The sequence below is a fragment of the Pseudoalteromonas sp. SG43-8 genome (assembly GCF_014164245.1).
Classification (GTDB): Bacteria; Pseudomonadota; Gammaproteobacteria; order Enterobacterales; family Alteromonadaceae; genus Pseudoalteromonas; species Pseudoalteromonas distincta.
Window position 1 is genome coordinate 1 of record NZ_JACJEX010000014.1, and the last position, 13,289, is coordinate 13,289.

Here is a 13,289-nt window from a genome sequence, read left to right on the forward strand (position 1 = left end):
CGTGTTGATCTTTGTGGATTGAAATTTGTTCAATCTAGGGGCGATTAAATCGCGGCGCGAGGTTTGTAACCTAGTGGGCTAAGTAAAAACCGAGCAACAAAGAGTTAATCGTCCCTAGAAAGAACTCAAAGGGCAGCGCATGTTTGGTATTTATGCTGCGTTATCGCCTATTCATGGGGAATAACCACACTACATAGGCTCCGCCTTGCCTAAAAACCAAACATACTGCTGCAAATTCACCCACCAAAGATCAACACGCCCTAGGTATTATTGCGGATTGGTATTACTTACCAAAGCGCTGGACGGGCTGCACTTAATTTAACGTTTCCACCAGAAGTGCCAGCACCTTTGCCTACACGGCCAACATTTTTATTTTGCCCTGGTTTTACAAGTTCAAATACTCGTTCAAAGTCAGCTATTAAATCGTGTATATCTTCAATCCCAACCGAAATACGAATAAGCGTGTCGCCCACACCCGCTTCTAAACGTGCCTTTGCCTCCATGCCTGCGTGCGTCATAGTTGCAGGGTGACAAATTAAACTCTCTACGCCACCTAGTGACTCAGCTAAACTAAACGTTTTAAGACTAGTTAAAAATGCTGCAGCGTCGTTTATATCGCCTTTAATATCAAAACTAACCATGCCACCAAAGCCAAGTTGTTGTGCTTTAGCAAGCTCATGTTGAGGATGTGACTCAAGTCCTGGATAGTAAACTTGGCTTACAAAATTGGAGCTTTCAAGGTACTTAGCTATTGCTAGCGCATTTTCTTGGTGCTGCCTTAAGCGCACATTTAAAGTACGTAGACCACGAAGCGTTAAATAACTATCAAAAGGGGCGCCCGTAATACCAATATTATTTGCCCACCAAGCAAGCTCATCACCAAGCTCTTGTGTTGCAGCAATAACAGCGCCGCCCACTACATCTGAGTGCCCGTTAATATATTTAGTAGTTGAATGCACCACAATATCTACACCAAACTTAATAGGGTTTTGTAAGGCAGGAGACAAAAACGTGTTATCTGCGGCAACCAATGCACCGCATTGCTTAGCAACATCGGTAACCGCTTTAATATCGGTTAAACGAAGTACTGGGTTACTTGGAGTCTCTATCCAAATAAGCTTAGGTTTAATTGCTAAAATTTGTTGAAGGCTTTCTTCTTTTGTTAAATCTAATACTTCAAGCTTCAATAGTCCGCGTTTTTGTAACGATGTAAATAAACGATAGCTACCACCATAACAATCATGTGGAATTACTAACGTGTCGTCACTGTTAAGTAGCTGAGTAGCTAAATGCACGGCAGCCATACCAGTGGCCGTAATTATGCCACGAGCGCCGCCTTCAAGCTTAGCAAGCGTCTCTGCTAAAATATCACGATTAGGGTTACCACTGCGGCCATAATCATACTCACGCTTAGTATCAAAGTCGGCAAACGAATAAGTCGTTGATAAATAAATTGGCGGCACCACTGCACCATGATGTTTATCAGCATCAACGCCGTTACGTACAGCAATGGTCGCTTTGTTTTTTTCGCTCATATTCGTCACCTGATTAATTTGGATGTTTAGACGTCTAAAAGAGTAAGTTATCCGTTTTAATAAGTCAAAGTATTTTAAAGCTCTAGATGGCTAAAGTTAGGAAAGGCGTTTGCTAGTACCACATTTTAGCTCACAAAAGTGAGCTTATTTTTACATCCCAAATAGGCTTATTAAGATAGATCGGTATCTATTATTTGACTATCTTTTTTAAATCGATAGAATTTCACGCATATTTACACGCTTTTTATACCGTGTGAGAAATTAATAATCTGAGGCAACGATACATCTTATGGCTAAATGGAATGGTGAGTATATTCACCCATACGCAGAACACGGGAAAAAATCAGAGCAAGTTAAAAAGATCACCGTTTCGATCCCGCTAAATGTATTAAAAGTTTTAACGGATGAGCGTACGCGTCGTCAAATCAACAACCTTCGCCATGCAACAAATAGTGAATTGCTATGTGAGGCGTTTTTGCATGCATTTACTGGCCAACCTTTACCAAATGACGATGACCTACGTAAAGACAACGCAGAAAAAGTACCAGAAGAAGTTAAAAAGATAATGCAAGAAATGGGTTTAGAAGTGCCTATTTTAAACGAAGAATAAATCGTTACCTTTTTAATCAAAAAACCTCAGCATTGCTGAGGTTTTTTTGTTTAAGCGTTATATATTACGCCATATAATTTTCAGGCAAGTCAATTTGCGCAACACCCGACTCTACCGCAGCAAGTGCTACAGCTTTAGCTATACGCGGTAGTAAACGCGGATCCATTGGTTTTGGAATAATATACTGCGCACCAAACTCTAGCTTATCTACGCCTGCGGCTTTTAAAACTTCTGCAGGTACAGGCTCTTTGGCAATACTACGAATAGCCTCAACTGCAGCAATTTTCATTTCATCGTTAATCGCGCTTGCACGTACATCAAGTGCACCACGGAAAATAAACGGAAAACATAAAACATTGTTAACCTGGTTAGGGTAATCAGAGCGCCCTGTTGCCATAATTAAATCGTTGCGTGCGCCGTGAGCAAGTGCAGGATCGATCTCTGGATCTGGGTTTGAACATGCAAACACGACCGGTTTTTCTGCCATTAGTTTTAAATCTTCGGCAGCTAACAAGTTAGGACCCGAAACACCAACAAACACATCAGCATCTGCAATTACATCTTGCAATGTGCGTTTATCGGTATTGTTAGCAAAAAGCTGTTTATATTCATTTAAATCATCGCGACGAGTATGAATAACACCTTTACGGTCAAGCATATAAATGTGTTCACGCAGTGCACCACACTTAATTAACAGTTCCATACACGCAACTGCAGCAGCGCCTGCACCTAAACATACAATTATTGCATCTTCAATTGATTTACCTTGTACTTCTAGCGCATTTAACATGCCGGCAGCCGTCACAATGGCGGTGCCGTGTTGGTCGTCATGAAAAACAGGAATGCTACAACGCTCTATTAATGCTTTTTCAATTTCAAAACACTCTGGTGCTTTAATATCTTCAAGGTTAATACCACCGAATGTGTCAGCAATATTGGCAACCGTGTTAATAAAGTCTTCTGTTGTTTTGTGCTTTACTTCAATATCAATAGAATCAAGCCCTGCAAAACGTTTAAACAATAACGCCTTGCCTTCCATTACGGGCTTAGACGCTAAAGGACCTAAATTACCCAAGCCCAAAATTGCAGTACCATTAGTGATAACCGCAACCATGTTACCCTTACCGGTATATTTATATGCATTTGCAGGATCTGCGGCAATTTCACGTACAGGCTCAGCGACACCTGGGCTATAAGCTAGGGCTAAGTCTTGAACTGTTTCAGCTGGTTTTGTTAGCTCAATGCTAATTTTACCAGGTACGGGATGTGAGTGATAATGTAGTGCTTGTTCACGAAAGTCAGACATAACGCGATGGTATCCTGCAATTTAAGTTAAAGTGAGAGGTGGAGTCTTGGGGTACGATACCCTTATTATTTTTAAATTCCAAGCAATATCAGGTCTATCCTGTTATATGCTATATCCTTTAATTTTAAGAGGTTTTTCAGTAACTTTGCAGGATTATATAAACATTTGATAAATAAAAATTCACCAAAAAAGTAAGTTTTGAGGTGCGTTTATGTCTATTAAAATATTAAAAAAATGTATGTTTAACGTATCATCATAAACTTAAAATAACAGCCTACTACACTACTTTAAAAACAGATAAGCCCACGTTAGCTACTTTTATCAACCTAGTTAAAATTTGTACTATTTAAAATATAGAGAATATCTATCAATTTGTCTGCAAAGGTTTATGCATACTCAGAATAAGAATAGGAAATAGTTATGCAAGGTGTGATGTAGCTCGAGCAAGCTAAATAAGATAAGAAGTGGTAAATTTTAGACACAAAAAAAGCACCCTAAGGTGCTTTTTTTAACTAAACAGCAATAATTACTTCTTGCTGCTAAGTGCACCGAAGCGCTTGTTGAAGCGATCAACACGGCCGCCAGTGTCTAAAATCTTTTGCTTACCAGTGTAAAACGGGTGACACGCAGAACATACGTCTAAGTGAATATCTTTACAAAGAGTTGAGCTAGTTTCGAATTTGTTTCCGCATGAACATGTTGCAGAAATTACTTCGTACTTAGGGTGAATACCTTCTTTCATAGGAACCTCTAGTTAAGGCCGCATCGCTCTCCAAACCCGAAGTCTGGCACCATACGTCGTTAAAACAAATTTGTTGGTGGCGGATTTTATCCAACAACCTTCCCCTGCACAAGTATTTATTTATCTTTTCGCTAAAAAAGTGAACAATCTCTTTCTCAAGTACTATTGCTAGTAGGTTTTTAGCGGTATTTTTAGTACATTACAGCATTAATTTTACGGGTTGAGTTGTTATGAGTTTTGTTGAAGTTGCTATTAAAGTCCCGCTTCCACGCACCTTTGATTATAAAATAGAAGAGCAGCTCAGTGGCTTATCAACACCCATACTACCGGGTATGCGGGTTTTAGTACCTTTTGGTAATCAAAAAAAAGTAGCTGTTGTTCTGGGTATTAAAAACAGTACCGACGTCCCTTTAGATAAAATTAAGAATATTATAGAGGTAATAGACGATACCCCTATTTTAAGCGCCCAACATTTAGAACTCCTTAGCTTTACTGCCCGCTATTATTGCTATCCCTTAGGCGAAACTATTCACATAGCGCTACCAAGTGCACTTCGCCAAGGTGAATCGCCAGATAAAACCAGTATTAATATGGTTGCCCTGACAGAAAAAGGTGCAAAAGTACCGTCATTAAAAGCTAAAACACAGCTCAATTTATTAAAGCAGTTATCGCAATCGGGGAAATCATCGTTAACCGAATTAAAAGCTCTTGGCTTTAGTAAAAAAACAATCGATAGCCTAATAGATAAAGAACTCATAACACAAACTATTGAGCACGATAACCAATGGCAAAGTGTTGCTCCAACTGTCGGTAGTAAACCAGTACTTAATAAAGAACAAGCGGTTGCCTGTACGGCAATAAATCAAAGTAGTGGATTTAGCAGCTTTTTATTAGAAGGCGTAACTGGCAGTGGTAAAACAGAAGTGTATTTACAGTGCCTAGAAGAAGTACTCAAACGTGGCGAGCAAGCATTAGTATTAGTGCCAGAAATAGGCTTAACGCCACAAACTGTAAACCGTTTTCGTCGCCGCTTTCCTGATACACCCATTATGCTTTGGCATTCAGCCCTTACCGACAACGAGCGATTGCAAACATGGCGTTTTTGCGAAAAAGGCAGTTGTGCAATAGTTATAGGCACACGTTCGAGTATTTTTCTGCCATTTTTAAAACTCGGTATGATCGTTGTCGATGAAGAGCACGATTCATCATTTAAGCAACAAGATACCCTTCGTTACCATGCTCGTGATTTGGCCGCATACAGAGCTTTTCAGCATAAAATACCACTTATATTAGGCAGTGCTACACCCGCACTTGAAACACTTCACAAAGCAATTAATAACAAATATCAGCTACTAAGTTTAACCGAGCGCGCGCAAACTGCGACAGATAACCAATTTAAGTTACTCGATATGAAAGGCCAACCCGACCAAGCAGGTATTGCACATGCAAGCCTTGCAACTATGCGCCAACACTTAAATCGCGGTAAACAGGTTATGGTTTTTTTAAATCGTCGAGGTTTCTCACCCACTCTTATTTGCCATGAATGTGGCTGGCTAAGTGAATGTAAACGCTGCAGTACCAGCGCCACATTTCATAAAGCGATTGGGCAAATGATTTGTCATCACTGTGGCGATCAATACCCTGTTCCTCACCAATGTCCTGATTGTGGAAGTACGCAAATATTTCCAAATGGCAAAGGTACAGAGCAAATTGAAGAGTTTTTATCGACCGAGTTTCCAGATACACCCGTTACTCGCATAGACCGCGATTCAACTCGCCGTAAAGGCAGCCTTGAAAAAGCACTAGATGAAATAAACCTAGGCGGTGCACGCATTTTAGTTGGCACACAAATGCTTGCCAAAGGCCATCACTTTGCAGATGTAAGCCTTGTTATAATTTTAGACGTAGATAGCGGTTTATACTCATGCGACTTTAGGGCGACAGAGCATTTAGCACAGTTAGTTACTCAGGTCGCGGGGCGAGCTGGGCGTTCAGGGGAACCTGGGCAAGTATTATTACAAACACACTTTCCAGAACACCCGCTTTTACAAGACTTAGTTAATAATGGTTACCAAGACTTTGCTCGCTTTGCACTGAGTGAACGCGATGATGCAGACTTACCACCCATTACAAATATGGCTATTGTCCGTGCACAAGGACACAGCATTAAGCTAGTCGTCGATTTTTTGACGGATTTGGTTCCTGTGAATGGGGTATCTGGTATACAATTGCTCGGTCCGATCCCTGCTCCACTTGAAAAAGTCGCAGGTATGTATCGTTTTCAATTACATATTCAAGCGCAAGATCGCCGCATATTACATCAGTACCTTGCGCAAATGGTTGATTATTTAAGTTCAAGTAAACTTGCACAAAAAGTACGCTGGAGCTTAGACGTAGACCCTATAGACATGATTTAGGTTAAGGCCAAAATAACACCATGGCACAGCACGATTATATTAACAAAAAGCCTGCAGGCAGAAACAGTAAAAAAAACGCACCCGCTAAAAAACCATTTCCTATTCTTTTAGCTGTCATAGCCATCTTACTCGTCAGTGGTTTTGCTTATACATTATGGTTTATTAAAAGTAATGCAGATCCAAAACTTGTCGAAAAACAAGCAAACCCCACTGCGCCCGCAAAAGTAGAAGTGGTTATTCCACGCACACCAGAGTTTATTAAAGAAATTAGAAACCACGAGATTCAAGTTGAAGTGAAAGAACTTGAGCAAAAAGGCCCTTACGTTATGCAGTGTGGTTCGTTTAAAACCCACGCACAAGCGGAATCGCTAAAAGCTAAAATAGCATTTGCAGGCCTCATTTCTGAAATAAAACAGGCTGAAGGCAGCAATGGTACTTGGTATAAAGTGCGCTTAGGCCCTTATAAAACCAAACGCCAAGCCGAAAGTGATAAAAACAAACTTAAACGTGTAAAAATAGTCGGCTGCGGAATTTGGGGCTGGACTTGAAAATAAACCATTCACCCATATAACCTCTTCATAATCGTTTTTTACGAGTTGCCTCTGCAGCTCGATGATGAGGAATAACATGACTACTATCGTAAGTGTACGCCGTGGCGACAAGGTTGTAATTGGCGGCGATGGCCAAGTGTCTCTTGGTAATACCGTAATGAAGGGCAACGCCCGTAAAGTTCGACGTCTTTATAATGGCAAAGTAATCGCTGGTTTTGCCGGCGGTACTGCTGATGCCTTCACTCTTTTCGAACGCTTTGAAAGCAAATTAGAAATGCACCAAGGAAACCTAACTAAAGCCGCAGTAGAAATGGCTAAAGATTGGCGCAGCGACCGTGCACTTCGAAAACTCGAAGCTCTGCTCGCTGTTGCAGACGAAACAGCCTCTTTAATTATTACCGGTAATGGCGATGTGGTTCAACCTGAAAACGACCTAATTGCAATTGGCAGTGGTGGTAACTTTGCACAATCAGCTGCAACCGCCCTTTTAGAAAATACAGATTTAAGCGCTCGTGAAATAGTAGAGAAAAGCTTAACTATTGCAGGCAACATCTGCGTATTTACTAATAACTTCCAAACAATCGAAGAATTATAATAGGAACTATCATGTCTGATATGACCCCAAGAGAAATTGTTCACGAGCTAGATCAGCACATTATAGGTCAGGCTAAAGCAAAAAAAGCAGTGGCTATCGCACTTCGTAACCGCTGGCGCCGCATGCAACTCAAAGAAGATTTACGCAGCGAAGTAACACCAAAAAACATTTTAATGATTGGTCCAACCGGTGTAGGTAAAACAGAAATTGCCCGCCGATTAGCAAAACTTGCTAACGCACCCTTTATTAAAGTAGAAGCGACTAAGTTCACTGAAGTTGGCTATGTTGGTAAAGAAGTTGAGACTATCATCCGCGATTTAGTCGATGTATCAATTAAAATGACTCGCGAACAGCAGACTAAGAAATTTAAACATCGCGCCGAAGAAGCAGCAGAAGAGCGCATTTTAGATGCCCTTTTACCACCAGCGAAAGATCAATACGGCGAAACGCAGCGTGATGATAACTCATCAACTCGCCAAACGTTCCGTAAAAAGCTACGTGAAGGTCAGCTAGATGATAAAGAAATTGAAATCGATTTAGCACAAGCACAACCAAACGTAGAAATTATGGCGCCTCCTGGTATGGAAGATATGACCAACCAGCTACAAAGCATGTTTCAAAACATGGGCGGCGATAAGCGCACTAAGCGTAAACTAAAAATCAAAGAAGCCTTCAAACTATTAACGGAAGAAGAAGCCGCTAAATTAGTAAATCCTGAAGAGCTAAAAGAGCAAGCTATTTTTGCAGTAGAGCAAAACGGTATTGTGTTTATTGATGAAATAGACAAAATTTGTAAGCGCGGCGATTCTTCAGGTCCAGATGTGAGCCGAGAAGGTGTTCAGCGCGACTTACTACCGCTAATTGAAGGTTCAACTGTAAATACTAAGCACGGAATGGTTAAAACTGACCATATGCTGTTTATTGCCTCTGGTGCGTTTCAGATGGCAAAGCCATCAGATATGATCCCAGAGCTACAGGGCCGCTTACCGATTCGAGTAGAACTTGAAGCACTTACTGCAGATGACTTTAAACGCATCCTTACAGAGCCTCATGCATCGCTTACCGAGCAACAACGAGAGCTGCTTAAAACTGAGCAGGTATCGATTGAGTTTAGCGACGATGCAATTGAACGTATTGCCAAAGCAGCTTGGCAAGTTAACGAGAAAACCGAAAACATCGGTGCCCGTCGTCTACACACTGTAATGGAAAGATTGATGGAAGAAATTTCATACGATGCTTCTGAAAAAGCAGGCTCGTCATTAGTAATCGACGCCGCTTATGTTGAAAAACACTTAGGTGCACTTGTTGAAGATGAAGACTTAAGCCGCTTTATTCTATAAAACGAATATAAACGTTATACTAAAAGCCTCCAGATTGGGGGCTTTTTAATGGGATATATTAAATGAAACACGTAACAAAAGTGCATTACCACAGTGTAAGTAAAAATCTAGATGTTTACTTTGATGATGACAGTAAAGCTGTATTTAGCTGTGAGTTTTTACGTGTACACTCCCCTTCAGCTGAAGTGCAGGGCCATGGCTCTGGCCCAATGAAGCTAGTACTTAATAAGCAAGCTGTAGGAATAAAAAGTATTGTACCTGTTGGGCATTACGCACTTCGTTTAGATTTTGACGATGGCCATAACAGCGGACTATTTAGCTGGCGCTACTTTGAAAAACTACAACAGCAACAAGATACATTGTGGAGTGAATATTTAGTGCGGGTAACTGAACACGAAAAAAGTAAAGATAGCGTGCCTATAAAGTTTGTTCCTTAAACTTTATAGACCCGCACTATTAGGGGTTATTACACCTTAAACTTATCAATTGCAGTGAATAGAACACGAGCCTGCTCAGAGACTTCTTCACTTGTCTGCGCATTATTAGCAGCATGTCCCGAAGCATCTTGTGCAATATCTCTTATACGTACTACGTTTTTATTTACCTCAGACGCTACCTGACTTTGCTCATCAATCGCAACTGCTATTTGAGTACTCATCTCCATGATAGTTTGTACATCTTCGGTTATATCACCAAGTAGCTCACCCGCTTTAATTGCTTGAGACGCGCTTTCATCTCCTTGCGAGCGGCACTGGTGCATAATACTAACCACCTCTTGAGTGCGTTGTTGCAGGGTATTAATAATCCCCTCTATTTCACTAGTCGATTCTTGCGTGCGCTGAGCAAGTGAGCGAACTTCATCTGCCACTACTGCAAAACCACGCCCTTGCTCTCCAGCTCTAGCCGCTTCAATTGCAGCATTAAGCGCTAATAAGTTGGTTTGATCTGCAATCCCTCGAATTACATCAAGCACTGAGCCAATGGTTTCGCCGTCTTTTTCTAATTGCGATACAACACTTGATGCATTACCTAACGAACTAGACAAATCTCTAATATGTTTAACCGTTGAGTCAACTTCACTGCGCCCTTGCTGTGCGCTTAAGTTGGTTGATTCTGCTTTTTTAGCTGCGGCTTCAGTATTATGAGAGATATCTTGAATAGTTGCCTGCATTTGCGTTGCAGCTGTCGCTACCATGTCTGCTTCATGTAGTTGCTCTTGCATACCAGAGCTTGTTGCTGCGGTACTTTGTGATAAATGCTCGGTTGCTACATTAAGGGTGTTTAAAGCACCATTAACTTCGTTAATTAAGTTCTTAAAATCGCCTATTAAGCTATTAAAGTCGACAGTCATGGTGGTAATTTCGTCTTTACCTGTTTGCTCTATCATCACGCTCAAATCATTATTACGACGAATATCATTAATAGTGTGATAAACCCGCTCAATAGGTACAATAATGGAGTGGCTTGTAAAATAAACTAGCGCTAATACAACCACACCTGCAATCACAAATACCAAAATAGCTAAAAATTGAGCCTGCTCTACACTTTGCTCTACTTGTAACTTAGTGTCTTTAACGATTTTAGAAACAATGGCGTCGCTTTTATCTACACTGTCACGCATTACTCCAAGTGCGCCTGACTCAAGATCTAGCCCTAGCTTAGTTTGGGCCTGCACAAGTGTTTGAAATTCGCTTTGGTATATATCAATCAAAGGATTAATTTGTGCTTTATAGTCGCTTGGCAGCTGTGCTGCAGCTATCTGCTGCTTAAATGTATTAATTCCCTCATTAAAACGCCCTAGGTACTTAATATCAAATCTCAGCATGAAATCTTTTTCTGAGCGTCTTAGTTGCAGCATTGACGACAGCAGTTGGTAATTTTGCTGCTCTTTTAATAGTTGCTCAACTTCATGAACCGAGCTTCTAAGCTTGCCATATAACCCGTCGGTCGGGGTTAAACCAATCTCTTTTTGAAGCTTAACAACAGTTTCAAAATCATTATTATAGCTATTTATTAGTTGCTCAAAGCGCTGGACCTGCTCCTGTGCAATACCTTGGTTAGCCATTAACTGTTGTAACTTTTTTACTTTATCACTTAACTGCTCAAAATCCGTTTCAAATGCAGTTAACGCGTCTTCTTGTTTATAAAACAAAAAGTTTTTTTCATGTTTACGCAATGCTAATGCATGTACGTTGAGCTCTTCTGCTAATTGAATAGTCTTGTTTAAGCTCAAGGTTGTACGTGATTCAAAAATAATCACGCATAAAAGGACCACCATTGCTAAACCAACAACGACTGCGTTTAGTTGTAAACGTCGTTTAATTGTTAGGTTTTGTAAAAAATTCATCGCTAACGCCTTTTTTGAATATGCATTTTTATTATAGCTAATAGATCAAAAGCGACTAATTAATTTAACTTTTTATTATTGGTAATTCTAAACAGTTTAAATGTGATGGCTATAAGGCGACACTATCCCACAAACCTTTATGTAACGATTGTGTGTTATTCCATTGTTGTTTAACCAACCAATCAATTAAAGGCGCGGGATCGCTGGGGTAATTTATCTGCTTGTTTTGCGGCGCGCTATTCCAATCATCAAGGGCTTGTGGGTTTAAATAGTTCATAACATGCGCCATGCCCATGGCAAATAAAGTTTGTGCATTTGCTGCTTGCTCAAACTGACCATCTAAAGGCTTTAATAGTAACTTTTTACCTAACTTAAGCGCTTCACTGGCAAGCTCAAATCCCGCATTACCAATAACGCCACTTGTGTTTGCTAAGTCGTTTAAAAAACCAGAGCGTGAAGGGGCACGTAAATGTATATGTCCAAAAGATTGATTGGTGGCATTTGGGTGATAACAATAAAATTCTTTTTCGGGAAAGTCTTTTAAATAATCAACAACGCTATCTAAGTTTTCGAAAGGTAAATATACCAATACCTTGTTCATTACTGCTACAGGGTTGTCGTGATTATGATGAGCAATAAAAGGCGGTATTATATTATTTGCAAATGGTTGCCAGTGCACGCCTAAGTAGGTAGTCGCTGGTGCATAATGCTTGATAAGTGATTTTCTCAGTACGCCACGACCAAACATAGGTACGTTATCTGACAAAAATGCTGCTTGGTGACTAATGCCAATAACGGGTATACCTGCCCGTTTTGCAGCCCATGCTGTCACAGGCTCAAAGTCGTTAAGTACAAAATCGTACTGTTTTATCTCAAGCGATTTTATATCACTCACCAACTTACAAATTCGCATGTTTTTAAGTGTTTTTAAATTTTTAACTTGCCCATTTTCAGTGCTAAACGACAAACCACGATACGCTTTATAATCTGAGAATTCGTGCATATCAAAGTAATCTTTATTTGCGCGCCCTGAAAACACATAATCAACATCAATACCGAGCTTATTAAAGCAGCTTGCCATAACCCGAGCGCGCGTTATATGACCATTACCGGTACCTTGTACTCCATACAATATTTTCATGCAGGCACCACGAGTGCTAACGCAAATAAACCACAAAAACTACCAATCGTTGCGCCTATTATAATATCAGCAGGAAAGTGCACACCCAATACCACACGAGACATAGCAACGCCGGTAGCCCAACTAAATAGTAGTAATGCATATTCTGGGAAAAAATGGCTTAATATAATTGCCACTAAAAAGGCAGCAGCACTGTGACCCGATGGTAAACTAAATTTATCGCTTGGTACTATATAGGCATTTGTTACTAAGCAGTCGCATGGACGGATCCGAGCAAATCTATTTTTAGCTAGTAGGTAAATAGGTCTTTCTATAGCAAAACCAATTAATATAGTGACAGGCAATAATTGGTGCTGTTCATTATTACTAAGCCACCACACTGCTAAGCATATTAATATATAAAGCCCACCATCACCGCTTTTAGACAAACCAAAGGCCATTGTTTTAAACCACCTCGGTGAATTGCAATTAAACAAAGTTAAAAATAATTGCTCATCTATCTGAGTTACCTTTTTAAGCATATTATTATTCATCACCATCCCTCATCGCATAACATATGAACACCGATTTAGCTTATGTGTTGTAAATAACAATTGAGTGACGCTTTTAATACACTATTATTGCGATTAATGATTTAGCGCTTGTTTTGCCTAAATTTACTGCGATTAAGTCGTTGTTATTGCTTATAAGGAGGGTATACTGAGA

Annotated in this window: 12 protein-coding genes; 6 read left to right on the forward strand and 6 right to left on the reverse strand. The window is 40.2% G+C overall.

The window, feature by feature from the left end:
- Positions 1-287: 287 nt before the first annotated feature.
- Complete coding sequence (gene metB / locus H5122_RS17490; RefSeq protein WP_039485856.1) at positions 288-1,535, reverse strand: cystathionine gamma-synthase; 1,248 nt, start codon at positions 1,533-1,535, stop codon at positions 288-290.
- A gap of 289 nt (positions 1,536-1,824) precedes the next feature.
- Between metB and metJ the strand changes: the two genes are divergently transcribed.
- The gene (metJ, locus tag H5122_RS17495; RefSeq protein ID WP_002958371.1) at positions 1,825-2,145 is read left to right on the forward strand and encodes a met regulon transcriptional regulator MetJ; all 321 of its coding nucleotides are present in this window, start codon (positions 1,825-1,827) and stop codon (positions 2,143-2,145) included.
- A gap of 64 nt (positions 2,146-2,209) precedes the next feature.
- Here the strand turns inward: metJ and H5122_RS17500 are convergent, their stop codons facing one another.
- Together H5122_RS17500 and rpmE are read right to left on the reverse strand one after the other, a co-directional pair.
- Positions 2,210-3,451: a malic enzyme-like NAD(P)-binding protein gene (locus tag H5122_RS17500; protein WP_002958370.1), complete on the reverse strand. Its 1,242-nt coding sequence runs from the start codon at positions 3,449-3,451 to the stop codon at positions 2,210-2,212.
- Positions 3,452-3,977: 526 nt separating this feature from the next.
- Positions 3,978-4,193, reverse strand: coding sequence for a 50S ribosomal protein L31 (rpmE, locus tag H5122_RS17505; RefSeq protein WP_002958369.1), 216 nt, complete (start codon positions 4,191-4,193; stop codon positions 3,978-3,980).
- 230 nt (positions 4,194-4,423) lie between these two features.
- Between rpmE and priA the strand changes: the two genes are divergently transcribed.
- The 5 genes from priA to H5122_RS17530 all read left to right on the forward strand — a co-directional run bounded on the left by priA (position 4,424) and on the right by H5122_RS17530 (position 9,533).
- Positions 4,424-6,610 (forward strand): primosomal protein N', encoded by a 2,187-nt coding sequence (gene priA / locus H5122_RS17510; protein WP_182682818.1) that lies wholly within the window; start codon positions 4,424-4,426, stop codon positions 6,608-6,610.
- Positions 6,611-6,630: 20 nt separating this feature from the next.
- Positions 6,631-7,158, forward strand: coding sequence for an SPOR domain-containing protein (locus H5122_RS17515; RefSeq protein WP_182682817.1), 528 nt, complete (start codon positions 6,631-6,633; stop codon positions 7,156-7,158).
- A 79-nt stretch (positions 7,159-7,237) separates the two neighbouring features.
- On the forward strand, positions 7,238-7,756 hold the full coding sequence (hslV, locus tag H5122_RS17520) for an ATP-dependent protease subunit HslV (RefSeq protein WP_002958366.1): 519 nt from the start codon (positions 7,238-7,240) through the stop codon (positions 7,754-7,756).
- An 11-nt stretch (positions 7,757-7,767) separates the two neighbouring features.
- Positions 7,768-9,096 (forward strand): HslU--HslV peptidase ATPase subunit, encoded by a 1,329-nt coding sequence (gene hslU / locus H5122_RS17525; protein ID WP_024596310.1) that lies wholly within the window; start codon positions 7,768-7,770, stop codon positions 9,094-9,096.
- A 62-nt stretch (positions 9,097-9,158) separates the two neighbouring features.
- Positions 9,159-9,533, forward strand: coding sequence for a gamma-butyrobetaine hydroxylase-like domain-containing protein (locus tag H5122_RS17530; RefSeq protein WP_024596309.1), 375 nt, complete (start codon positions 9,159-9,161; stop codon positions 9,531-9,533).
- Between the two features lie 29 nt (positions 9,534-9,562).
- Here H5122_RS17530 and H5122_RS17535 read toward each other — a convergent pair whose 3' ends face one another.
- The 3 genes from H5122_RS17535 to H5122_RS17545 all read right to left on the reverse strand — a co-directional run bounded on the left by H5122_RS17535 (position 9,563) and on the right by H5122_RS17545 (position 13,120).
- On the reverse strand, positions 9,563-11,443 hold the full coding sequence (locus tag H5122_RS17535; protein WP_182672768.1) for a methyl-accepting chemotaxis protein: 1,881 nt from the start codon (positions 11,441-11,443) through the stop codon (positions 9,563-9,565).
- A 109-nt stretch (positions 11,444-11,552) separates the two neighbouring features.
- The gene (locus H5122_RS17540) at positions 11,553-12,584 is read right to left on the reverse strand and encodes an MJ1255/VC2487 family glycosyltransferase (protein WP_154903919.1); all 1,032 of its coding nucleotides are present in this window, start codon (positions 12,582-12,584) and stop codon (positions 11,553-11,555) included.
- Positions 12,581-13,120 carry a phosphatase PAP2 family protein gene (locus H5122_RS17545; protein WP_024596307.1) on the reverse strand — a complete coding sequence of 180 codons (540 nt, stop codon included), beginning with the start codon at positions 13,118-13,120 and terminating at the stop codon, positions 12,581-12,583. The genes H5122_RS17540 and H5122_RS17545 overlap by 4 nt, the downstream gene beginning before the upstream one ends.
- Positions 13,121-13,289 lie beyond the last annotated feature (169 nt).